This window comes from Enterococcus sp. DA9 (assembly GCF_008000875.1).
Taxonomy (GTDB): Bacteria; Bacillota; Bacilli; order Lactobacillales; family Enterococcaceae; genus Enterococcus_B; species Enterococcus_B lactis.
On the sequence record NZ_CP042839.1, the window covers coordinates 450,944 to 475,006 of the forward strand.

25 protein-coding genes, 1 other RNA gene and 2 pseudogenes are annotated in these 24,063 nt (G+C 38.6%); 8 read left to right on the plus strand and 20 right to left on the minus strand.

Annotated elements, in window-relative coordinates; all coding sequences use genetic code 11:
* Positions 1-226 precede the first annotated feature (226 nt).
* Entirely contained in the window at positions 227-1,174 is a 948-nt protein-coding gene (locus FTX43_RS02990; RefSeq protein WP_002335226.1) for an aldo/keto reductase, read from the plus strand.
* 87 nt (positions 1,175-1,261) lie between these two features.
* Here the strand turns inward: FTX43_RS02990 and FTX43_RS02995 are convergent, their stop codons facing one another.
* The 7 genes and pseudogenes from FTX43_RS02995 to FTX43_RS15090 form a co-directional block, all read right to left on the minus strand.
* Complete coding sequence (locus FTX43_RS02995) at positions 1,262-2,521, minus strand: cytochrome P450 (RefSeq protein ID WP_002335227.1); 1,260 nt, start codon at positions 2,519-2,521, stop codon at positions 1,262-1,264.
* A gap of 170 nt (positions 2,522-2,691) precedes the next feature.
* Positions 2,692-3,138: a D-aminoacyl-tRNA deacylase gene (dtd, locus tag FTX43_RS03000; RefSeq protein WP_002291377.1), complete on the minus strand. Its 447-nt coding sequence runs from the start codon at positions 3,136-3,138 to the stop codon at positions 2,692-2,694.
* 11 nt (positions 3,139-3,149) lie between these two features.
* A complete protein-coding gene (locus FTX43_RS03005) occupies positions 3,150-5,363 on the minus strand; it encodes a bifunctional (p)ppGpp synthetase/guanosine-3',5'-bis(diphosphate) 3'-pyrophosphohydrolase (RefSeq protein WP_065772716.1) in 2,214 nt (737 codons plus the stop codon).
* 231 nt (positions 5,364-5,594) lie between these two features.
* Complete coding sequence (locus FTX43_RS03010) at positions 5,595-6,359, minus strand: 16S rRNA (uracil(1498)-N(3))-methyltransferase (RefSeq protein ID WP_002309953.1); 765 nt, start codon at positions 6,357-6,359, stop codon at positions 5,595-5,597.
* Positions 6,360-7,307: a 50S ribosomal protein L11 methyltransferase gene (gene prmA / locus FTX43_RS03015; protein WP_002309952.1), complete on the minus strand. Its 948-nt coding sequence runs from the start codon at positions 7,305-7,307 to the stop codon at positions 6,360-6,362.
* Between the two features lie 12 nt (positions 7,308-7,319).
* Entirely contained in the window at positions 7,320-7,808 is a 489-nt protein-coding gene (locus FTX43_RS15085; protein ID WP_002309951.1) for a DUF3013 family protein, read from the minus strand.
* A pseudogene (locus tag FTX43_RS15090) lies at positions 7,774-8,444 on the minus strand (DNA-3-methyladenine glycosylase). Before FTX43_RS15090 ends, FTX43_RS15085 begins: the two are co-directional and overlap by 35 nt.
* A gap of 137 nt (positions 8,445-8,581) precedes the next feature.
* Between FTX43_RS15090 and FTX43_RS03025 the strand changes: the two are divergent.
* The 4 genes from FTX43_RS03025 (at position 8,582) to FTX43_RS03040 (ending at position 11,039) form a co-directional block, all read left to right on the plus strand.
* Positions 8,582-9,868 carry a replication-associated recombination protein A gene (locus tag FTX43_RS03025; protein ID WP_002314154.1) on the plus strand — a complete coding sequence of 429 codons (1,287 nt, stop codon included), beginning with the start codon at positions 8,582-8,584 and terminating at the stop codon, positions 9,866-9,868.
* 71 nt (positions 9,869-9,939) lie between these two features.
* A non-coding RNA gene (gene ssrS, locus FTX43_RS03030) (6S RNA) lies at positions 9,940-10,134 on the plus strand.
* Between the two features lie 77 nt (positions 10,135-10,211).
* Positions 10,212-10,496: a hypothetical protein gene (locus FTX43_RS03035; RefSeq protein ID WP_002309947.1), complete on the plus strand. Its 285-nt coding sequence runs from the start codon at positions 10,212-10,214 to the stop codon at positions 10,494-10,496.
* A 72-nt stretch (positions 10,497-10,568) separates the two neighbouring features.
* A complete protein-coding gene (locus FTX43_RS03040) occupies positions 10,569-11,039 on the plus strand; it encodes a universal stress protein (protein ID WP_002335230.1) in 471 nt (156 codons plus the stop codon).
* Between the two features lie 253 nt (positions 11,040-11,292).
* On the opposite strand, the gene FTX43_RS03045 is transcribed toward FTX43_RS03040, so the two are convergent.
* The 9 genes and pseudogenes from FTX43_RS03045 to comGA form a co-directional block, all read right to left on the minus strand.
* Positions 11,293-12,477, minus strand: a complete 1,185-nt coding sequence (locus FTX43_RS03045) for an acetate/propionate family kinase (RefSeq protein ID WP_002309945.1) — start codon at positions 12,475-12,477, stop codon at positions 11,293-11,295.
* A gap of 24 nt (positions 12,478-12,501) precedes the next feature.
* Entirely contained in the window at positions 12,502-13,509 is a 1,008-nt protein-coding gene (locus FTX43_RS03050; RefSeq protein ID WP_002316844.1) for a class I SAM-dependent methyltransferase, read from the minus strand.
* 171 nt (positions 13,510-13,680) lie between these two features.
* Positions 13,681-14,040, minus strand: a complete 360-nt coding sequence (comGG, locus tag FTX43_RS03055) for a competence type IV pilus minor pilin ComGG (RefSeq protein WP_002343943.1) — start codon at positions 14,038-14,040, stop codon at positions 13,681-13,683.
* On the minus strand, positions 14,012-14,437 hold the full coding sequence (gene comGF, locus FTX43_RS03060) for a competence type IV pilus minor pilin ComGF (protein WP_002335232.1): 426 nt from the start codon (positions 14,435-14,437) through the stop codon (positions 14,012-14,014). The genes comGG and comGF overlap by 29 nt, the downstream gene beginning before the upstream one ends.
* Positions 14,400-14,747 (minus strand): hypothetical protein, encoded by a 348-nt coding sequence (locus FTX43_RS03065; RefSeq protein WP_002345560.1) that lies wholly within the window; start codon positions 14,745-14,747, stop codon positions 14,400-14,402. Before FTX43_RS03065 ends, comGF begins: the two co-directional genes overlap by 38 nt.
* A complete protein-coding gene (gene comGD, locus FTX43_RS03070; protein ID WP_002316846.1) occupies positions 14,719-15,189 on the minus strand; it encodes a competence type IV pilus minor pilin ComGD in 471 nt (156 codons plus the stop codon). The genes FTX43_RS03065 and comGD overlap by 29 nt, the downstream gene beginning before the upstream one ends.
* Entirely contained in the window at positions 15,164-15,442 is a 279-nt protein-coding gene (comGC, locus tag FTX43_RS03075; protein WP_002309938.1) for a competence type IV pilus major pilin ComGC, read from the minus strand. The genes comGD and comGC overlap by 26 nt, the downstream gene beginning before the upstream one ends.
* Positions 15,439-16,488 carry a competence type IV pilus assembly protein ComGB gene (comGB, locus tag FTX43_RS03080; protein WP_002314159.1) on the minus strand — a complete coding sequence of 350 codons (1,050 nt, stop codon included), beginning with the start codon at positions 16,486-16,488 and terminating at the stop codon, positions 15,439-15,441. The genes comGC and comGB overlap by 4 nt, the downstream gene beginning before the upstream one ends.
* Positions 16,445-17,373 (minus strand): annotated as a pseudogene (gene comGA, locus FTX43_RS03085) (competence type IV pilus ATPase ComGA). Before comGA ends, comGB begins: the two are co-directional and overlap by 44 nt.
* Before the next feature lie 131 nt (positions 17,374-17,504).
* On the opposite strand from comGA, the gene ade reads away from it, so the two are divergent.
* Complete coding sequence (gene ade, locus FTX43_RS03090) at positions 17,505-19,232, plus strand: adenine deaminase (protein ID WP_002343940.1); 1,728 nt, start codon at positions 17,505-17,507, stop codon at positions 19,230-19,232.
* Positions 19,233-19,345: 113 nt separating this feature from the next.
* Here ade and trmB read toward each other — a convergent pair whose 3' ends face one another.
* The 4 genes from trmB to FTX43_RS03110 form a co-directional block, all read right to left on the minus strand.
* Entirely contained in the window at positions 19,346-20,008 is a 663-nt protein-coding gene (gene trmB, locus FTX43_RS03095; protein ID WP_002314161.1) for a tRNA (guanosine(46)-N7)-methyltransferase TrmB, read from the minus strand.
* A gap of 68 nt (positions 20,009-20,076) precedes the next feature.
* On the minus strand, positions 20,077-20,859 hold the full coding sequence (locus tag FTX43_RS03100) for a phosphotransferase family protein (RefSeq protein ID WP_002291341.1): 783 nt from the start codon (positions 20,857-20,859) through the stop codon (positions 20,077-20,079).
* A gap of 203 nt (positions 20,860-21,062) precedes the next feature.
* Positions 21,063-22,274 (minus strand): ABC transporter permease, encoded by a 1,212-nt coding sequence (locus FTX43_RS03105; RefSeq protein WP_147606726.1) that lies wholly within the window; start codon positions 22,272-22,274, stop codon positions 21,063-21,065.
* Positions 22,267-23,004: an ABC transporter ATP-binding protein gene (locus FTX43_RS03110; RefSeq protein WP_002309930.1), complete on the minus strand. Its 738-nt coding sequence runs from the start codon at positions 23,002-23,004 to the stop codon at positions 22,267-22,269. The genes FTX43_RS03105 and FTX43_RS03110 overlap by 8 nt, the downstream gene beginning before the upstream one ends.
* A 137-nt stretch (positions 23,005-23,141) precedes the next feature.
* Between FTX43_RS03110 and FTX43_RS03115 the strand changes: the two genes are divergently transcribed.
* Both FTX43_RS03115 and FTX43_RS03120 read left to right on the plus strand, forming a co-directional pair.
* A complete protein-coding gene (locus tag FTX43_RS03115; RefSeq protein WP_002291337.1) occupies positions 23,142-23,576 on the plus strand; it encodes an HIT family protein in 435 nt (144 codons plus the stop codon).
* Positions 23,569-23,916 (plus strand): YtxH domain-containing protein, encoded by a 348-nt coding sequence (locus FTX43_RS03120; protein ID WP_002309926.1) that lies wholly within the window; start codon positions 23,569-23,571, stop codon positions 23,914-23,916. The genes FTX43_RS03115 and FTX43_RS03120 overlap by 8 nt, the downstream gene beginning before the upstream one ends.
* Positions 23,917-24,063: the final 147 nt, after the last annotated feature.

Here is a 24,063-nt window from a genome sequence, read left to right on the forward strand (position 1 = left end):
GTGTCTTTGGGCTAATGAAACTTTGGATCATTTTCAGCCTCGATGATCCTCTCTTGTAAAGTTTCAAAAACTTACTCGCTCTTTCATTGACATTTCGATATTACTTATAACCTACTAAAAACCAATCTCAAAGTCAAGAGTTATCTGACTATTTTCCCTCACAAAAACATTTTAGTTCAGCTTTTTGTTCTTTTGTTTTAGACTAGAAAAAAAGGAGGAATCAGCTATGGCAGAAATAAGAATCGGACATTCACAAGTCTACGCAGAACAGCTTGGACTAGGAGCAAATGCCGTTGGGGGACACAATCTTTTTGACGGTTTGGAAGACGAGACAGGAAAACAAGTGGTTCGTACAGCTTTGAATAGCGGAATCAATTTGATCGATACCGCCTATGCTTATGGAAACGGCCGTTCTGAAGAACTGATCGGTGAGGTATTGAAGGAAAAAGAATATGATCGTTCACGTATCGTCATTGCTACAAAAGCTGCTCATGTGCCAAATAAAGGACGAACATTTGACAATTCACCCGAATTTCTCAAACAATCGGTGGAAGACGCACTGAAACGTCTGCAAACTGATTACATCGACATTTTTTATATCCACTTTCCGGATAAAAGCACACCAAAAAATGAAGCAGTTGCTGCATTGCATGAATTGAAAGAAGCAGGAAAAATCCGAGCAGTTGGTGTATCGAACTTCACATTAGAACAATTGAAAGAAGCGAATGCAGATGGATATGTCGATGTAGTAGAAGATAAATACAGTTTGATCCATCGGGAGGCTGAAAAAGAATTATTTCCTTATCTTGAAAAAAACAAAATCAGCTTTGTCCCCTATTTTCCTCTTGCTTCCGGTTTACTGACAGGAAAATATGAACGTGGTCAGGAAAAACAATTCGGCGAAGGAGATCCTCGAAAAAGCAATCCGGATTTTCAAGGAGAACGTTTCAAAGAAATTTTAGCCGCTGTCGACATACTTCGCCCCATTGCTAAAAGATACCAAGCCACCCCTGCGCAACTTGTTCTAGCCTGGTATATGAAGAATCCAAGAGTGTCTGTAGTCATACCCGGAGCTAAACGTCCAGAGCAAGTCTCTGATAATGTCCAAGCTTTAGATTTGCATTTATCCAGTGAGGATTATCAAACCATTGATGAAGCATTTCACGGATTTTGAGCAATTGACCTTATCCACTTATAGTAGTATGAAAAAAGGAAGATCAAACAGTGCTGATCTTCCTTTTTTCGATAAGTTTATACTAATCTAATTCTTATAAAGTAGCGCTCGGCTATTTGGATAAGTCGGAAACTGATTGAATGGGATCGTCCAATCTTGTTCAGGTACAGAGAATTCAAACTTGTTTACTAGCTGATCAGAAAACACACGTAGGCTGTGGAGAGTGATCCATTCTCCTGCGCAGCGATGCATTTGTCGAAAGTTTCCTCCACCTTGGGCAATCATCTCATATTCTTCTTTATATGAAATATCTTTTGCTTTTCCTAAATATCGTTTGATCATAAAGGAGTCTGGTGCTTCAACCGTTCGTTCATCATGATCTGTTCCATATAAATCTAGAATGACCCAGCTATCTTCTGGTATACGATAACCATCGACTTCTACTTCTTTCAGAGAAATCGCAGGTAACATCGGAAAGAACGGATAATAGCGTCTCATTTCTTGAATGAACGGATCTTGCAACGTAGAAAAGTCGTTTTTCAATTGTTGGTACAAATCAGGTCTGCTGAAAAGCGCGTGTCCCATCAACGCCGCCCACACAGTTAGAGCAACCGTTGGACGGATGATGTTCAATAATTCAACAGCTGCTACTTCCAGAGGCAAAAGCTGTCCGTCTAGATCTGTGGCATTGGCAAAAGCATATAATGCCACATTTTCTTTTCCAGCCACAGGATTTTGCCGAGCTTCTTCAATCAAGCCTTGCGCCCATTTTTCTGATTTTTTGCGATTTTCGACACCTTTTATGTGATCAATCGGAGAAGTAAACGTTCCGCTGATCATAGAGATTTGATATTCTGCTAATTTTTTGACTTCATCCTTAGAAAGCAAAGATAAATTGATACCTGCCCACTCACAAATCGATGTAAAGAAAACCATCTTGCTTAAATCAAATAATTCAAATTGACCATGCTGTGTTTCAAGTGCTTGCGTCAGGTTCTTATCTAAGATACGATGATAATCTTCCATTCTTTCGGGGGTCATCAGATCCATAAAAATATTTTTCCGATGATGATGGGCAGCTCCATCCAAAGTCTGTACTCCACCTTGACCAAAAAGTGTCTTCAACACTAATTTTGGCATAGCACCTTTTCGTTTGAAATTTCTTGGGTCATAAAATATTTTTGCCGCTGACGATCCGTAGATCACAATAGCTTCTTTATTGAAAATCTTTGCTTTGACAACGGGAGCGTCTGCTTCATGACGTAACTCCTCCAACATATTGTATCCCTTTTGATACAATCTTTTTAGATCCGTGATTTTGACATCTATTACTGGTACTTCTTTCATCTTCAGCAACCTCCCAAAAATAACTTGTATAATTTAAGCTTAACTTTTTTTCTGACTGCTGACAAAAGAAGCGCTTTTTATAGACGAGAAAAAAGTCGCTTAAGTTAGAGTTTTTCAGTCTAACTTAAACGACTTGATTTATATTTCTTATTGATGAAAACCAACTGACTTTATTTGTTTTTAGAATCAATAATAATCGTTACAGGTCCATCATTGACGAGAGAAATCGACATATCTGCTCCGAATTGTCCGGTAGCGACTGTGATGCCGCGACTTCTGATTCCTTCATTGAACGATTCGTATAAAGGAATAGCTATTTCTGGTCGTGCGGCTTCCACAAAACTTGGTCGATTTCCTTTTTTCGTATCCGCAAATAGTGTGAATTGAGAGACACTTAAAATTTGACCTCCTACGTCTTCTACACTAATATTCATTTTTCCTTGATCATCTTCAAAAATACGCATTTGTGCGATTTTTTTTACTAGATATTCCACATCTTTTGGCGTATCTGTTTCATGGATACCTAATAAAACGAGTAGGCCACAGCCAATTTTTCCAATCTCTTGCTGATCAACTGACACTGCCGCTTGACTCACCCGTTGAATGACTGCTCTCATATCTGGCCCTCCTATCCATTCATCCGGCGTACACTGTAGACATCAGGTACTGCTTTGATTTTATCCACGATACTTTTTAGGTGGGACAAATTCTGGATACCAACCGTCAAATGGATTGTCGCCATTTTATCTTTATTCGTCCGAGCTTCGACGCTGTTGAGATTTTTCGTCAGCGCATTGACTGTTTGAAGTACATCATTCAATAAGCCTGAACGGTTATAGCCGTAGATTTCCAAGTCTGCATCGTACTCTTTTCGTGTATTCGATGTATCTTCCCATTCGACTTCAATCAAACGTTCTGCTACATTTGGTTTATCAGGCTGAACATTCGGACAATCTCGACGATGGATGGATATCCCTCTGCCTTTAGTGATGTAGCCAACGATATCATCACCAGGAATCGGATTACAGCATCGGCTGATACGAATCAGTAAGTTTTCTACCCCTTGAATGACAACGCCACCTTCATGACGTACTTTCATTTTCTCAGGTTCTTTTTTCGGCTGATTCATGATTTCTTCTGCTTCTTGCTTTTGCTGCTCGATTTTTTGTTCTTTCCGTTCTTTTTCTGTCAGACGATTGGCCATTGTCAAAGGACTGACTTCCCCATATCCTACAGCTGCATATAGATCATCTTCTGATTGATAGTTAAAACGATCAAGTGCTTCTTGAAGTTTGTTTTTTGTCAAAATATCTTTAGGTGTAAACCCTAAATCTGTAATACACTTGACCACAGACTCGTGACCTTTGATCACATTTTCTTCCCGATCTTGTGCTTTGAAGAAACGCTTGATCTTATTTCTTGCTTTGCTAGTTGCCACCAATTTCAACCAGTCACGACTTGGACCAAATGAATTTGGAGAAGTCATGATTTCTATGATATCCCCGTTTTTTAATTTGTAATCAAGTTGCACCATTTTGCCATTTACTTTTGCACCAGTGGTTTTATTACCGATATCTGTATGGATACTGTATGCAAAGTCCAGTGGTCCAGATCCTTTTGGCAGCTCAGTAACGTCTCCTTTTGGCGTGAAGACATAGACTTTATCACTAAAGATATCTCCTTTTACACCTTCCATAAATTCAGAGGCATCATAGCTTTCATCTTGGAGTTCAAGTATCTCATGGAACCAGCTTAATTGTTTCGTCATACCATCTGGTTCTACTTTTTCATTTTTTCCTTCTTTATACGCCCAGTGCGCAGCCACCCCAAATTCAGCGATTTCATGCATTTCCTGTGTACGGATTTGGATTTCTACTGGATTTCCTGCCGGACCAATCACTGTAGTATGCAAAGATTGGTACATATTAGCTTTCGGCATGGCAATATAGTCCTTGAATCTGCCAGGCATTGGTTTCCATTTTGTGTGGATCGCACCTAATACAGCATAACAATCCTTGATTGAATCTACGATTACTCGAATGGCTAGCAAGTCATAGATTTCGTTGAATTGCTTTTTCTGGTCTTTCATTTTACGATAGATCGAATAAATATGTTTTGGCCGTCCATAGATCTCTGCAAAAATCCCTAGCTCTTCTGTTGCTACTCGAATATCCTCAACAGTACCATTCACGTATTTTTCACGTTCTTCTCGCTTCGTCTGCATCAAATGAACGATACGGTAATACTGTTTTGGATTAAGATAACGAAGTGCTGTATCTTCTAATTCCCATTTGATTCGGCTGATACCTAAACGATGTGCAAGAGGTGCATAGATTTCTAAAGTTTCTTGGGCAATCCTTCTTTGCTTATCTTCTCGCAGATGTTTCAACGTACGCATGTTATGTAGTCTATCAGCTAATTTGACCATGATAACGCGTAAATCTTGAGCCATTGCCAGCAGCATCTTTCGATGGTTTTCTGCTAGCTGCTCTTCGTGGGATTTGTATTTTATTTTCCCTAATTTGGTTACTCCGTCTACTAACATAGCGACATCAGCGCCAAATTCTTCTCTCAGATCTTCTAAGGTGACTTCTGTATCTTCAACAACATCATGCAAGAAGCCAGTAGCCACTGTGTGGGGGTCCATTTTTAAATCTGCTAATATACCTGCGACTTGGATAGGATGGATAATGTAGGGTTCTCCTGATTTTCTAAACTGTCCGTCATGTGCAGCAGTCGCATATTCGCATGCTTTCTCAACAAATGCTACATGTTCGGGCCCCATATATTGACTAACGAGCTTTATGACACCGGGACCCGTTAAAATTTCTTCTTTTGGCACAGGAATCGATCCCCCTTTCTTTTTCGGTAAAACAGGAATCGGGACAAATATCTGTTTGATAGTTGCCCCAAAATCCGTGAAGTTATACATTTTTTTACGGAAATGTTCGCTTTTAAAAAGCTTTTTCAAACAATTTTTCGTATTCATTGTACAAATAATTGTTTCTATTATACAAATTGTTCCCTATTTTTTCAATTCTTTCCGTCGATACTCTTTTATTGATGAAAAATGTTAGCTATGAGAGGGATCCATTAACTCCCATTGATAGCTAGCAGCACTTAATAAATAAAGAGGCGCTGTTTCTGTACGAAGGATTCTTGGTCCTAATCCACATAGTATCCCTTTGTGTTCTACGAAATAATCGATTTCCTCGTGGGACAAGCCGCCTTCTGGTCCAAAGACAGCTAAGATTCGACTGCCCGGTTTTGTTTCACTAAGAATTTTGGCTACATTTGATTTTTCGCCTTGTTTTGCTGATTCCTCATAAGCAACCAAGACCACATCATAATCATCTAACCGTTCAAATAAGTCACGTTTCGTTTCCAGTAACTCTACTGAGGGCACGATTTGCCGATGGGATTGTTCCGCTGCTTCTTGAGCAATCTTTTCAAGCCGTTGTTGTCGCTTCATACGTTTCTTTGCATCCCATTTAACCACAGAGGCTGATGCCGGAAACCCAATAAAAGCTTGTGCGCCTAATTCAGTGGACTTCTGAATAACCCAATCCAATTTTTCTCCTTTAGGATAGCCGCTAGCTATGGTTATCGAACTTGGCAGTTCCTTTTGGTTTTCTTCTTTTTTAATTTCTTTCAGATAAACAGCATCTTCGGTGATTTTTGTGATTTCTGCAACAACGGCTATCTGATCATTGAATGCCAAAAAAACTTCATCTTTCGGTTCCATTCTCATAACCCGTACAATGTGATGATAGGTTTCCCCTTTTAAAATAAAATGGTCTTTTGGTTCATACGATTCTTTCAAAAAATATCGCTGCATCTATTCCACCTCTGGTTTTTTCAAAATAATTGCATACCAGTCTTTTTGTTGGAAAATTTGATCCACGATGAATCCTTGTTCTATCATAGCATCTAGAACCATTTGCTTCTTCTCTTCAATGATTCCTGAAACGATCAATGTCCCTGTTTGTTTTAGTAAACGCCATGCATCCGGGATCATCAATAAGATGATATCTGCTAAAATGTTCGCAACGATTACATCACTTTCAATCTCGATTCCTTTCAAAAGATCATTAGCTGATACGTGAACATCTTTAGCTACTTCATTCATATCCATATTTTCTTTCGCTGAACGAACAGCTACTTCGTCTAAATCAAAGGCATAGACATCTTTCGCACCAAGATATTTTGCTGCAATACTTAGTACACCCGAACCAGTTCCAACATCTAGCAATGTTTCGCCACCACGCAATACTGTTTCTAGTGCTGTCAATGACAAAGAAGTCGTCGGATGGGTGCCTGTTCCAAACGCCATGCCTGGATCTAATGTGATGATTTTTTCTAGAGGATCTTCTGTCTGATAGTTTTCCCAGCTTGGCGCAACCGTCAGCATTCGTGTAATACGCACCGGATGATAATATTTCTTCCATGCTGTTGCCCAATTGCTTTCCTCTACTTCGCTAACAGTTACTTTGTTTTTTCCAATCGCTAGACCAAACTCAGGCAATTGCGTGATACGATCTTTGATAAAAGGCAAGATTTCCGGCAAAAAAGTCGTTTCTGGAAAATAAGCCATGACTAGCGCGCCTTCTTTCAACGATGTAAAATCATTTTTATCTAAAATTTCACCATATTGATCCGATTGAAAATGTTCAACATCTAAAGAGTCTTCAATCGCAACACCACTCGCTCCTGCCTCCATCAAAATATTAGCGACCGCTTCGACTGCTTCACTTTCGGTTTCTACTTTTACTTCATTCCATTTCATGTCTGTCACTCCTTAATAACTTGGGTACGGTAAATAAGTCTCTATTTCATTTTGCTGTTTTGCTTCTACTAACTCTGCTAGTTTCTGATTATCCCAATGGAGTTCGAATACAGCTTCGTCATCATCTTCATCTAAAAAATCAAGCAAATCACTTTGCCCTTGTGCTAATACTTCATTCAAATATTCCACTAAAGAATCAGCTACTGATTTTGCCAATCCTTTTTTTCCTTCATAGGGGATTACCGCTAGATAATTTTGTTCATCAAAAACAGATTTCTGAGGATTAAAAAGGAGTACGCCATCTTCAAATTCGATAATTGGTTCTTGCGAAACGATCCCTTCTGCATCATCAATCTCAAATTGTGCTTTATTTTCCGCAAACAAACGAACAACGATTTCGATCGTATGATTTTTTGTATCCCAATCTAAAGCCACATCATAGTCCGTCACTTGTTTTTCGATTATTTCATCTAAGTATGTTAATAGATCCTTCTTTTTCATTTTCTTTCCTCCAACCCCAATCTTCCTCGATTTGGTTTTTTCTTTGTAAAGAGATATATGGATTGCCAGACACAACAAAACGCAACGGCTTTTCTGTCCATTCTCCTTTGTTCGGGATACCGATCCTAGGCAAAGCATCGATTTTTTTGGTATCTTCTTTTTCTCAAAAACTAAACGTAATGAACTATCTGCTATAGATTGTCCGTAGAGTTCTTGAGGAATTGCTAATGCTTCCACTAATTTTCCAGGACCGTTGCTGATATCTGGACCAGTTTTTCCACCACGATTTTTACTCATTTGTTCAATCATTGTAGCTGGTTCAATTGCACGTATCATTACTCCTTGAGGAATCCCTTCTGGCTGAGTGATGATGTTCAAAATCCGATGAGTATGCATCGTGTAAAGGTAGATTGTACCTGGTTTTTCATACATTGCCCGCACACGTGGTGTTCTTCTTAAACCATAGCTATGGGCGGCCTCGTCTTCTGGACCTAAGTATGCTTCCGCGTCTACAATATATCCAGCTAATCTTCCTTCAGGTGTGTCATGCTCCAAATACATCCCCAATAAATCCCGCGCTACTTCCGGCGTCGTTTTATTCCAAAAAAATTCATCTATCTTTTGTTTATCCGTCATTTTTCTCACCTACTTTATCATACACAATATTAGTTGGATAAGCTATGAAAACAAAACAACAGAAGGCTGTTCTTTCTAGCTATATTACTAAATATGTTATAATTAAGGAATGTAAAAACAAGAAGGAGGAAAATCCTATGCAACAGCCATTGGCTTATCGCATGCGACCTCGAACGATCGATGAAGTCGTTGGTCAGCAACATCTAGTCGGTGAAGGAAAAATCATACGCCGCATGGTCGATGCTCGTATGCTTTCTTCCATGATTTTATATGGGCCTCCTGGTACTGGAAAAACGAGTATCGCAAGTGCGATTGCCGGTTCTACTAATTATGCATTTCGCATGCTGAACGCGGCTACAGATTCAAAAAAAGAGCTGCAGGTTGTAGCGGAAGAAGCTAAAATGAGTGGTACTGTGATCCTCTTATTGGATGAAGTACACCGATTAGATAAAACAAAACAGGATTTTCTGCTTCCTCATTTAGAAAGTGGCAGAATCATCTTGATCGGAGCGACTACTGAAAATCCTTATATTACTATCAATCCAGCGATCCGCAGCCGCACACAGATTTTTGAAGTCAAGCCATTAACAGAGCAAGACATCCAGTTGGCAGTGAAACACGCCTTAAAGGATAAGGAACGCGGTCTTGGTCAACAAGCAATCCAGTTAGATGAAGAGGCTCTTCTTCACCTTTCTCGTGCAACGAATGGCGATTTGCGGAGTGCTTTGAATGGGTTGGAACTGGCTGCACGATCGACTCCTCCAGATAAAGAAGGAAAGATTCATCTTACTCTGTCGATTATCGAAGAATGTGTCCAAAGAAAAGCTCTTACCCATGACAAAAATGGAGATGCTCATTATGACGTTATTTCAGCGTTTCAAAAATCGATTCGCGGAAGTGATGTGGATGCTGCCCTTCATTATCTCGCCCGTCTAGTTGAAGCAGGTGATCTGGCAAGTATTTGTCGTCGCCTGATGGTTATCGGTTATGAAGATATAGGTTTAGGCAATCCTGCTGCTGCTGCGCGTACAGTAAACGCTGTATTAGCTGCTGAACGACTAGGGTTACCTGAGGCACGTATCCCGCTAGCAGATGTCGTCGTTGATCTTTGCTTGTCGCCAAAATCCAATTCTGCCTATATGGCATTAGATGCAGCACTTGCTGATATTCGAGAGGGCAAAGCTGGTGATGTTCCCGACCATTTGAGAGATAGCCATTATAAAGGTGCGAAATCCCTCAACCGCGGTGTGGGTTATCAGTATCCTCATCATTTCGATCATGCTTGGGTCAATCAGCAATATTTACCAGATAGGTTAAAAAATGCTCAATATTATCAGCCAAAGGATACAGGAAAATATGAACAGGCGCTAGGTCAACAGTATTACCGCATAAAAGAGTGGAAAAAACATCCCCTAAAAAATTAAACAAGAAAACGGTTCTATTTCTGCGAGCTCTCTCATTGCTCTTTTTAAATTCATATGCTACTATAGAGATGGGAAATCTGTGATGTTCGAATTGTCCTCTTTGTGTGTTGACCGAACATTTTTATTGATATCTTGGGACCCGTCTTGTGTCACTGCTGGTAACATGCCTTATCATTTGGTAGTTCGAAGCTACGACCATGGGACCCACCTGCTTGAATTCGCGGGATCAATACTACAGGACAAATAACGGCATTAACGGAGATTACCATCTTTTAAAGAATAAAGCAATTTGCTCTTGGCAAATTGCTTTTTCTATTTGTTGCTTATTTTGGAGGATTTGTTCATGATTAGGATTTTGATGATTATCGCCACTTTACTATTATTATTCGTTAGCTATTATTTATTTAATAAACAGGATATCTTTTTTGTATTGATCAAGAAAAATGACAAAAATCAAGGATTCCTACAATTTTATGGAGCTGCGTATGCTGTTTTAGGCGTTATGGGTGTTTTAGCCGCTTTTTTCAATCAACGCTTCATCGCTTTGATCTTTTTATTGATTGTGATTCTCGTTTCTGCCACCTTCAGTATCCGCTTTGCAAAAAAAATTGCTGAACCAAAGCAGTAAATAATTCTCTTTTTCCACAAATTGTTCTACAATAAAAGAGTACAACACGATTGACTTGAGGAGTGAATGCTTATGTTACAACAATACAAAAAAATCATGGTTGCCGTGGATGGTTCTGATGAAGCTGAATTAGCTTTTAAAAAGGCGGTCAATGTAGCTATCCGAAATAACGGAGAACTTCTATTAGCACATGTCATTGACACACGTTCTTTCCAAACCGTTTCATCTTTTGATGGAATGTTGGCAGAACAAGCTACTGAAATGGCAAAGCAAACATTGGCAGATTATGAAAGCAACGCGAAGAAAGCTGGCTTGAATAATGTAACCTCTGTTGTAGAATATGGCTCACCAAAACAAATTATTGCGAAAGAAATCCCAGAAGATAATCAAGTAGACTTGATTATGTTAGGAGCTACAGGATTGAATGCTGTAGAACGTTTATTTATTGGTTCTGTTTCTGAATATGTTATTAGAAACGCGGCTTGCGATGTGCTTGTTGTTCGAACTGATTTAGAAAACCAATTGCCTCCTAAAAAAGACTAATTGATGAAAAGCTGTGTTTCAGAGGGGATCTCAAAAGTAAAACTTTTGAAGATCACTTGTCTGGACACAGCTTTTTTTGCTCTTCAAAAAATAAAGTCGCTTATTGAGCGTCTTTCCTCTCACGATTCATAGAATACTTGGATTCACTCACTTCTTTATATTCAGCTCCTTCTGTGTAAAAAATAAAAAAGCATGTCCTCTTAGAAAACGGATATAAAATTATCCATTTTCTAAAGAGAACACGCGTGTATTTTTAGCCGCGCAAACGCTCCACGTCACGGGCAATCATTAGTTCTTCATCTGTTGGAATCACTAATACTCTTACTTTTGATTCTTTTGTAGAGATATCTACTTCTTCACCATGCAATTCATTCAACGCTGGATCGATTTCACAGCCAAACCAAGACATACCTTTAATGATTTCGTTGCGTACATGTCCGTCATTTTCGCCGATACCAGCAGTAAAGACGATTGCATCGACACCATTCATCGTTGTCACGTATCCGCCGATATATTTTCGGATGCGATCCACGAAGATATCATAAGCTAAACGAATGTGTTCTTTTTCATAGTTTTTTTCAAGATCACGCATATCGCTAGACAATCCTGTTAGGCCTAGCAAACCAGATTTCTTATTCAAAACATTGATCATTTCATCAATATCAATCTCTAATTTTTCCATTAAGTATGGAAGAACAGCCGGATCGATATCGCCTGAACGCGTACCCATTGTTACACCAGCTAATGGCGTGAATCCCATAGAAGTATCCATGGATTTACCACCATTTACAGCTGTGATTGATACTCCGTTTCCTAAGTGGCAAGTAATGATTTTTAAATCTTCAATCGGTTTATTCAATAATTTTGCTGCACGTTCCGATACATAACGATGGCTTGTGCCGTGGAAGCCATATTTTCTTACTTTGAAATCTTCGTAATAAGACACTGGCAAGCTGTATAAATAATTTTGCTTTGGCATTGTTGAGTGAAAAGATGTATCAAATACAGCTACGCTCAAAATGTCAGGTAAAATCTTTTTAAAGGCTTTGATTCCCATCAGGTTAGCAGGGTTATGCAAAGGAGCAAATTCTGCTAATTCAGCAATGCGGTCCATTACTCCCTCATCGATCACTACTGAATCCCCATAAGTTTCTCCTCCGTGAACAACACGGTGCCCTACACCGGTAATTTCATCATAAGAACTTAAAATTTGCAGTTCAATCAACTGATCTAACAGCATTTTTACTGCTACTTCGTGGTTTTCGATATCCATGATTTGTTCGAATTTTTGACTATCGCCGTACTTGATTGTAAAAATAGAATCTTGTAAACCGATACGTTCGACGATTCCTTTCGCAACTACGGTTTCTTCTGGCATTTGATATAATTGCCACTTCAAACTTGAACTTCCAGCATTGATTGCAATTGTTTTAGACATATGACTCTCCTTCTCGTTGAATGATTACAGAGCAGATGATTTCCAGTTTTTAAACTCGTTGAAAAATTCCGTCACCTTCTCTGGTTCTTTTAGTGAAGCAAGTTTCACAAGCAACACTTCTTTTACTTGTTTTGCTTGTGGTCCTTTTTTCTGTAAGATCAAAATACTTTTTTGTGATTGTTTGTTGCGGAACAACTCATCTGGCAATTGAATCATTCCTTGAAGATAGCCTTCTTCTTTAAACCATTTTTTGATTTCTTCGCTTTGATCCGTTTCTAAAAAACCGCTTGGCATCAAAAACAAACCAAAACCATCCGGCTTCACGTATTTCATTGATTGCTCCAGCAATAAATGATGTGCATAACTGTGGCCTTCTTCAGTACTTGTTAAAAATTCTTTTGCTTTTTCGTCATTCGGATAATAACCGATCGGCAAATCGCTGATTGCAAAATCGACAGGATCGATTAATAAATCCTGCAACCCGTCTTGATGGAAGTATTGAACATTTGCTTGTGTCAAATCACTTGTAGAAGCTGCCACAGCCAACAATGTATCATCAATATCCACACCAAATCCTTCTGTTTGATACCCCGCATTCGATAGGTTTAAAAGAACTGTTAATAACAAGTTGCCCATTCCTGCCGCAATATCCAGAATCTTAACTGGTTCCTTTTTATTTGTGTATAGTTGTTCAATAAGAAAAACAAATAAAAAACCGATACTATCAGGAGTGAGTTGATGGTTCGCCTGCAGATGTTCTGTCTGGTTGCCCTTCAATAAAAGCAATTGAGACAATCTGCGCCATTCTTCTGGCTCGAAAGAAAGTTTTTTCAACTCTTCATAAAGAGCTGTGATCCGTTGTGTTGTCTCTTTTGTCGGCACTCCATCCACCACACGTACTTGATAATCATCTATTAGATTTTCTGCATTTTCGACATAGGCTTCTAAAAAGGAAGTTCCCAATGCATTCTGTAAAAGCTGAATAGCTTCCAGGTTCTGATTGAACCCTTGTTCCATTTTTTCTGGTAACATGGTGCACCTCATTTCTAGATATATTATAACAATTTTTTCACCTGTTTAATTCTATCGAACAATTGACAAAATTTCAATCGTTTTCACTGTTTTTTATTTGTGAAACGGCAAACATTTTTTTATTAAAAACAGTGTTATAACAGAAAAGAGGGCGTTTTCACGAACAACCCCTCATTCTGTACCAGTATCTGTATCATTTTTTACTTCTTCTATGAATCGAAAGATAAACGGCGAGACTTCTACCTCCAAGAATAGAGACTGTTGTACCCATTGATATGTTACAGATCCAGTTGTGTAGTAAAAAATCCCTTCCGACTTCTCAGCAAGTATAGACTGTTCCGATAGAGACATCTGTTTCATTATTTTTGCTATATAATAATTTTTTATTCGTATATTCAGATCTATTGACAAGCGATAGCTTTCTAATGCTGCCGTCAATAAAAACGTACATAAAAGAAATAAAAGCAACACAGAAAATAAAATAGATCCCTTACAACATTTTCTATTGATCGTTTTTTGTCCATATGGCATATCCATCTTCTCCATTTTCAAAGTGTACATAAAAAGAAATTGTGTGTTCTTTTTCCAATAATTGAAACTCAGTGATACTTGTTAACATAGGTTGATGTCCGCCGGAAGTTCTTCTTTTACGTATCATCGTCTGATATCTTTCGATGATGTACTGTTTATCCTCTACAGTGTAATACAATTGCTGATTTTTCACGGAAACATTGTGACTGCTGTTAAGTTCCTCTTCTAATTGTGCTAAAAATATCAGCCACTCTTTTTGATCTTTACGCTGCAGAAAGTCACTTACTTGGATAGTTTGCTGGATCAAAAGATTGAATGACAGCAATATACTGCTTACTATCATTAGTCCGATTAGACATTCAATCAGCGTAAATGCCGGGATTTCTTGTTTTTTCAATATTGATCGCTTCTTTCTCCATATTGACAAGCACTTTTTCGATTACTCCATTATTTTCGACAATTTGGATATCGTACATAGTCATTTCTTCGCTTCGCTCTGGTCTTTTGTGATATATCCGTTGTGTCTTGGTATCTTCGTAAACCATTCGAATAAGTAGCATTTCCTCCCCGCTGTTGTTTTCTGCCTGAAGTAAAAAAAGCTGACCAAAACTCACTAAGTACACACAGACGGAAGCAATCATCAGCGCTGTAAGGGATTCTAATAAAATAAACCCTTTTCTATTCAATTCTTTTTGTATAACGTCCACTCCCCATCTGGAATTGATACGTAATCGTTTGCCCTTTTTCTTCCCAATAAAATTGATATGCTTTTAGTGAACTTTCATTTCCAGTTCCAGCAGCAAAAGTGATGGAAGCATGGCGTTTCAAGGTAATCTCATCAGGAATATCTAATACTTTCCAGCTCGCTTCATCGGGTTGCGACATACGAAAAATGATCTGATTTTCGTCAATGTTCCAATAAAAGCCTGTTTGGATTTGGTTCACAATAGCGATTTTTTGAGTGGTATAGATTCGTTTTTCAAACTGGCTGAAAAATTGATAGACTGCCAATTCATTCTTCCATGCAGAAAATGCGAGAACTGGAAAAGAAAGGATTGTTGTAAGCAATAAAATCAGTAAGAGTGACTCAACCAACGTATATCCTGATGCTAATGTTTTTCCTTCAAGGCCGCTGGTAGATGTCTGCATGTTCTCGTTTGATATAGCCTTCATTCAATAATTCCTCCACGGTAGGGATTCTTCCATTGTTTTGAAGCGCGTAGAGCTCTTTTTGTGTGTCTACCAACTGAATGATTGCTTCACGACTTTCTTGGTCTACATGATTCCTATAACGTGACAAATTTGGGACAAACAACAATACTAGTACACTGATGATCAGTAAAACGATCAGCATTTCGATTAATGTAAAACCGCTATAATAAGGTGTTCTTTTCTTTTTCATGGCAAGACCTCCTCGATACTTCCATAAACAGGTAATAAAACAGCAGCATAAACCAGTAAAATCAAAACCGCTACGCCCAAAAAAATAATTGGCTGAATAAAATGCAGCCAGTGCTGAAGTCGTTTGAAAAGCTGTTTTCTTGTCCATTCGCTGTAAAATATCAGCTCTTTCCCTAAATTTCCTTTTGCCTCTCCCTGCAAAATAATCTTGCTGAATTCTTCAGATAGAAAATGGTAATTCTGGAACTGATCAGCTAATGGTATACCTGCCTCTAATCCTTGTATCATCTTGGAAGCAAGGTGTTGAATCAGACTTTCTTGTTTCGTCTCCTTCAAGCAAACGATGATTTGCCTTAATTCGAAACCTTCATGAAAAAGTTTGCCAATCTCTAGCGACAAATAAGCAGATTGATATAAGGAATATATTGGTCCAATCACTAATTGTCTGCTTATCCATTCACTCCGATCAATAGGAGACAATTTCATCAGCCGATACCTTACTAGCAAAGTCAATAAAGTAACCACTAGGATAAATAGTAGAACGTACCAGTGAAAGACTTGTATCAGCTGAATCCCCCAATGCTCTTCTATAACCATCCCTGAACCAATAAGCTGAGGCAAAACGATCAAACGCATACTAAATAAGATACCTAGCAAAAAGGTGAGCAATAGCATCGGATAGGCGAGCAGCTTTTTCAAATCGTTGCGAAATCCTTCGACCAGACGTAACTGTTTGGCAATTTCCAACAAAGTTGCCGGCAGATTCCCGTGAAGTTCAGCTAATTCGATCTGTACCAGTTGTTCTGCTCCATACCCTGTTTGCGAAAGTACTTCACTAAACGGTTGTCCTTCCTTTAGCTGATGTTGGATGTTTGCCAAAATAGCAGGCTGGAACGAACGGATCGTGAGTAATAAATAAAGGGATTCTTGCAAACTAAAACCAGTTAAAAGCAGCTCTCCCATAGTTTGTGCAAACTGATTTTGCTGGCTTCTTGTCAATCCTTTAAAATAGTTCTGACTGCCAAGTTTTTTTCTGAGCTTCTTCATAGCTTTCCTCCCATGATTTTTTACTGGTTCTTCCTCCATAAATTGATAACTCCACAAGACAGAAGGATGGTGATCGGCATCTTCCAAAAGTTCTTGATAAATGACTCCAGCTAAACATTCAGATAGCTCTTCTTTTTTCTTTGTTAGTTCATGGATTCTGATCAATGTACCTTCAAGATTGCGTGCATGTACGGTTGCGAATACCCGATGTCCCGTTAGTGCAGCTCTTACCGCAGCATGTGCAGTTGATTCATCTCTTATCTCACCAATAATCAACAAATCAGGGCGATGCCGTAATGCGAGCTTCAAAAGTGTGTCATAAGTCTGTGCTATTTTGGGATTGATCTGCAATTGCAGAAAGAATGGTTCTTCGATCTCTACAGGATCTTCGATCGTGATTACTTGCCGTTTTTCTTTCAAAGCCAACCGATACATTAATGGCGTCTTGCCTGATCCGACTGGTCCACTGAATAGATATAATCCACGTCTAACGGTTTTCTGCAAAATAGTTGCAAAATCTCGAGAATTAAAGCAACGATGAGGTGTTTCAGAAATACCGTATAATAGCCGAATCACTAAGCTTTCTCGTTGAAGGTAATCTCCTACAGAAGACAGTCGTAACCGAACCTTCTGTTTTTCTAAAGAATAGGTCAATGCACCTAATTGAGCTTTTCTTTTTTCTCCGATATCCATTTGTCCCAAATACTTAAATCTTGAAATCAATTGCTGGCCATCTGCCGAAGATACTTCCTTCCAGAACGTTCGTTTTTTGCCATAGCGAAAATAGATGTAAAATACTTCTGAAGCTGGCAAGATATATACGTCTTGGGCATGTTTGGCGAAACTTTCACTTATCATTTGATCTGATAATCGTTTTATTTCCATTATTCTCCCCTCCACAAAAAACATACGTCTTTTTGATCTTTTTGTTTCAAATAAAATGAATTTATTAAAAAACATTGGCAAAAAACGAATTTATGTTATACTTATAAAAATTTATCTTGGGAGGCATTCCATTGGAATCAACATTAAAGAGATACATCGAAGTAGCAAGTAAAAAAAAGCCCGCTGATCTAGTAATCAAACAGGCTAAGATCGTCAATGTCTTTACGAAAGAGATCATGGAAAAAGATGTAGCGATTTACGAAGGAATGATTGTAGGGATTGGTGAATATGAAGGAAAAAGCGTACATAATGCTAAGGGGCAATATCTAGTACCAGGATTCATTGATGGACATGTGCATATTGAAAGTTCACTTTTATCACCAAGTGAATTTTCAAAAGTATCCTTGCTTCATGGAGTTACTACTGTAGTAACAGATCCCCACGAAATAGGAAACATCGCTGGGAGTACTGGTCTTCAATTTATGATAGAAGACGCAAGACAAACGCTTATGAATATTTTCTTTATGCTCCCTTCTTGTGTACCTGTCACTCCATTTGAGACAAATGGTGCAAATCTAAATGCCAAAAATCTAGCACCTTTTTTACAAAATCCCGAAGTTTTAGGCTTAGCTGAAGTCATGAACTATCAAGCAGTAGCAAATAATGAAGCAGATATCCTAGAAAAGATCCAATTGATGCACCAGCATAAGAAAAAGATTGACGGACATGCAGCTGGTATCGGCATGGAAGAATTAAATGTTTATCCCGCAGCTGGTATTCGGACGGATCATGAAGCTACAACTGCAAAAGAGGCTAAAGAACGTTTGGATCTTGGTATGTATTTAATGGTTCGAGAAGGGACCGTTGCAAAAGATCTGGCATCGCTACTACCGGCGATCACGCCTGATAATTCAAGAAGATGCTTCTTTGTCACCGATGATAAACTCATCAATGATTTAGTTAAAGAAGGATCAATTGACCATATCGTCCGTCAAGCTATTTCAATGGGAATTGATCCATTACAGGCAATCCAGATGGCAACATTGAATGCAGCAGAATGTTTTGATTTGAAAACACTAGGTGCGATTGCTCCTGGATATCAAGCTGATTTCTTCTTAACAGACGATCTTACCAAGCTGCCAATTCATGAAGTTTTCTATAAGGGAACATTGGTCGTCCAATCTGGTCAACTCGAAGACCATTTATTTGCTGATTATTCAAATCCATACATGTGCTGTCTACCAAACCTAAATGCTCAACCATTGCATCCTCGTTCGTTAGAGCTGCTTCTCCCTTCTTCACAAGCCCATGTGATCGAAATTATCCCGAATAGTCTCGTCACGAACGATTTGGTAGAAAAAGTGGACCGACAAGGCGAACGATTCATTCCTTCAATCGAAAAAGACCAATTAAAGATTGCGGTGATCGAGCGTCACCATCAAACCGGAAATATTGGGTTAGGCATCGTAAAAGGATTTCAGCTGAAACAAGGGGCGATAGCGACAACAATTGCTCATGACTCTCATAATCTAGTTGTCGTGGGGACAAATGATGAGGATATGCTGTATGCTGCTAATCTTTTGATTCAAAAAGGTGGCGGGATGACTGTTGTCAATAAACAGAAGGAAATGGCTTGTCTTCCTCTACCGATAGGCGGTATCATGACACAGGAACCTTTTTCGTTCGTCAATGAACAGCTGAATGAATTAATAGCTGAAACACATCAACTAGGGGCAGCTAAAACCTTTGATCCTTTTTTGACACTTTCTTTCTTAACATTATCTGTCATACCCGAATTGAAGATCACTGACAAAGGATTATTTTCATTCTCTCGATTCCAATTGATTCCACCTTGTTGAAAACCGAGGAAATAGGTATATCTTAAATCAAAAAAGTCCCAGAAAATGCACATGACAGATGTAATGTGTTTTCTGGGATTTGATTTATATTTTTATGAAAGTAAAAAGTTCATTCACAGACTTTTCTTTTTGGTCTTATCTTGAAATTGAGCTTCTACTCGATAAATACGTTGACCTTTCGAAGAAAATTTTTCTTCATACTCCGTCATAATATTGCCTTCAAATTGACTTTGATGCAAATCCAACCATACCTGTTTGAGGATCATGCCATATTGAGAAAAACTTGCCAGCGAATACTCAAACAATCCTTGATTATCTGTTTTGAAGTGGATTTCTCCATTTGGGCGGAGGATCTGTTCATCTACAGCAAGAAAAGTTTTGTATGTCAAGCGCCGTTTTTCATGTCGTTTTTTCGGCCATGGATCAGAAAAATTCAGATAAATCTGATCTACTTCGCTGTCAGCGAAATATTCTGTCAATGCTGATCCATCCACATGCAGAAGCTTCAGGTTAGGAAGCGGTTGTTCAATCAACTTGTCTAATGCTATAGAAACAACACTTACTTGCATTTCTACTCCAATATAATTGATTTCAGGATGGGCTTTTGCCATTCCAGTGATGAACTGGCCTTTCCCCATTCCAATCTCAATGTGGATTGGATGATCGTTTCCAAACAATTCATTCCATTTCCCCTTCCACAATGTTGGATCACTAATTACAAAATTCGGGTGAGCCGCTAACATTTCCGCTGCTCCCGGACGATTTCGGACACGCATTATTTATCTCCATTCCTTTCTCTAATTAAAAAGGTCTGGCCAAATCTCCGCAGAGTTTGGGCCAAACCTCAGCCACTGAAAATTCGTTTTAATTGTAAAATTTCTTCGTTCATTCGTCGATGATCTTCACGTTTGCAGTATCTAGTGATTTCTTGGAGCAAATTCATGGCCGCATACCAGTGAAACTTTTCAAGCATTTCGTCAGTTGGACGTATGCCATAACTGATCAGCCATTGATTCCAACTGGATAGAGGCACATAATTCCCTAAAATCGTTGCAATATCTACCGCAGGGTCTGCAAACATGATTGAATCCCAATCCACGAGATATAAATAATTTTTACATACTAACCAATTTCGATGATTTACATCTCCATGCACCACTGATAGATTTTCCTTATCTATCGGCGGGATCTGCTCACGAAGAAATCGATGGACGATTTGCAGAAATTGATTTTTCTGGAGTTCTTCTGGTAATTCTTTTTCATATTTTTGCAACATCTTCTCCGGCGTCATAACACGTCCGCCGATACGGGTCAGCATGGTTTTAAGAGAATTTGAATGATGTAAATGGTACAAAACATCAATCACGTCATTTCTTTGACCAATCTCATTAGGAGTTAGCAAGCGGCCTTCTAGCCATTCTTGTGCTGTCAAGGTATCGCCATTCCCCGTTCGTTTTGTCCAAACAAGTTTTGGTGTAATTCCTTCCCTTGAAAGAGCAGCCAACATCGGAGTCGTGTTTCGTTTAATAAAGACTTTGTCTTCATCACGCATGCCTATGTATGTTTTTCCTGTATCGCCTTTGATGGGACGTAACCGCCACTCTTGGTCTAACTGAAACTCCATCATGCATTCTCCCGTCCTCTTACTCTTTGTTTTGCAGTACTTATTATTCTAGTCGCCTGATCACTACACGTCAAGCACATATACGTTCTTTTTCATTTATTTGCCATTCAAAAAACCGACTTTTCTCAAAAAAAATAGAACGAACAGCATTCTTACTGTCAACGCTCTATTTTTCATGTTCATTTTTATCCTACACAGCTTTGTTTTCAGTCTGACATCTTCTTCAAACGAGTTGGTACATATAGTTTAACAAAGAGACCCGTAACAATCAAATAAGCCGCTAGCGGAACCCATCGCTGCTGACCATCCAATACGACTGCAGCAATCAATCCAAAGATAACCGATGCGATAACTAATACCCATGTGAGCAGATACTGGATTGCTTGCTTCTTCTGATTCTCATGGATTGGATAAAGCTGAACGAGCACCATGTAACGGAACTGGCTCGCTAAAGGCAACAATTGGAAACCGATTAAATATAAAAATAAAGAACCGATTATCAGACTAAAATAAAAGTCGATCACTCCGAAAATCAATACCCCACCTATAATTACTAACCGGAAGTAAAGACCACTAAAATCAGAACCTCTTGCCAATCTTCTTGCAAACAAATAAAGATAAGTGTTTTTTGATTCTCTCTTAATATGAGTCAATATAGGATCCAAGTAGCGTCTTCTTTTTACCTTTGCCGTAATTTCGGGAACATCGGTGAATAAATTAATAAATTGATAGATTTGATGCAACCTTTGTTCTTCTACATGCACCATTTTCTCCCAATCCAATCCTTTTTCCTGTTGCTTCCACAAAAACCAGTAATATAGACTTGCCTGTACCAATGCACCTGCTACCCCTGCCCAGACTAGCCAATAAAATGAAAGAAGCAAAATGAGCATAGAAGAAAGTAACCAACCTGTTTTCCAATAACGAATGACCTGTTGATCTAGCCGAAACAATTCTGCTCGCTTAATTTGCAGATGACTAAATTTCAAACACCATAATATAATCAGATAGACGAAAAACATCGAAAAGACTTGCTGAGTACTAACCACCACTAATGGCATAGCAAATCCGCATGCCAATATCAAAAGGATCATCGGAAAAATGCAAGAATAGCGAAAAGCTCGTTCCAAATAGGTCTGCATTTCTTTTTCTTTCGGAAGTAAAAAAACAATATCTGCTGCCTCCGCAAAAGTAGCCATCTTGCCTACAAATAAACAGAGCATCCAAAATACAGAGATTATCATTCCCCCAAGTGCAAAAGGCGGATGCAAGGTTTTCAACCAGCTAGAATAGTACAATCCCACGCCACCAATTAAGAAAAGACAAACTAAAACAAAATGATCGTTCAACACATAGCGCATATATTTCATCATTTTCTTTTGATGCCTTGCTAAACGTTTTTGAAAAAAACTACTCATGTGCCTGCTCCTTTGTTAAAGCGATATAGATTTCGTCCAAAGAAGAATCCGGCAGATGAAATTCTTTTCTCAACATCTCAAGGGTTCCATCTGCTCGTATCTCTCCGTTATGTAAGACCACAAAACGGTCACAGTATTTTTCTGCAGTAGCTAAAATATGCGTAGACATCAAAATACCGGCTCCTTCTTTTTTCATCTCTACCATCAATTCAAGCAGCGCATTGATAGCTAGTGGGTCCAATCCTAAGAATGGTTCGTCAATGATATATAAAGAAGGCTCGATCAAAAAGGCGCATAAGATCATCACTTTCTGCTTCATCCCTTTTGAAAAATTAGCCGGAAACCAGTCAAGGCGATTAGACAAACGGAAAGTCTCTAACAGCTTTTCAGCTCTTTTCATTGCTGTATCCATAGGTATATCATAGGCCATTGCAGTGACTTCGATATGTTCCCTCAAAGTCAATTCTTCATATAAAGAAGGCGTCTCTGGAATATACCCAATTTGTTTACGATATTCTTCTGTATTTTTCTTTAAAGATAGATGATTGATTTCTATCGTTCCCTTTGTAGCTTCCAACAGACCGATAATGTGCTTGATGGTTGTACTTTTCCCTGCTCCGTTCAGCCCAATCAATCCTACTATCTCTCCAGGCTGTACGTTGAAACTGATATCTTTTAACACAGGGAGATGGCCATACCCTCCTGTGACATGATCGATAATTAAACTCATTCTTTTTCCTCCGCCATTTATTTTTATTTATTATACCACGAAGAAAATGACGGTATTTTGTTTTTTTCCTTACAATGGCTTTAACTTATGGTAAAGTTAAGCTGAAGTATTTATTCTTTATGGAAAGGATGTTTTTTATGGAAAACTGTATTTTTTGCAAAATCATCAATCAAGAAATCCCAAGCTATAAAATTTATGAAGACGACAAAGTCTATGCTTTTTTAGACATTTCTCAAGCAACGAAAGGACACACGTTAGTTGTTCCTAAACGTCATGTAGCAGATATTTTTGAATATGATCCTGAACTTGCAGGAGAAGTTTTTTCACGTGTGCCTAAGATTGCTCAAGCATTAGAAAAAGCTTTTCCAGAAATGAAAGGTCTTAATATCTTGAATAACAACCGTGAATTAGCTTATCAATCTGTTTTTCATTCACATATCCATTTAGTTCCTCGCTATAGCAAAGAGGACGATTTTTCTATCCACTTTGGCAACCATCAAGACAGTTATGGACCAGAAGAACTAAAAGCTATTCAAGAAACAATCGTAAAGCAGGTGCATAGCGATGATTAAAAACTTTTTCAAAGGACTGCTATTCGGAGCTGCTGCTGGAACTGTCGGTGGTCTGCTATTTGCACCTAGGAGCGGGAACGAAACAAGAAAAAAACTGATTGAAGAACTGGAAGAAGCAACCACTCTGACAAACGATTTAAATAACAGCTTGGATCATTTTAAAAGCGCATTGATCGAGACAAAAGAAACAGCTGAATCTGTGATTCCCGCTTTCCAAGAAGCCATCAACAAAGATATCGAAAATTTTAAATTCCAAGCCGAACCACGTATCGCCCAAATCAATGAACAAGTAGAAAAACTAACAGCTGATCTGCCTGAGTATCCTGATCACATACAATAATGATCATTTTCTCAACAGATATGACTGTCTAATAGAGGAATAATTGCACATTTCCTAGGAATGTGATGAAATTTTGAATTTTGTTTGAAACTATCACGAGAACGCTTTTAAAGGGCATGGGGTATGGTATAGTTAATATATAAAAAA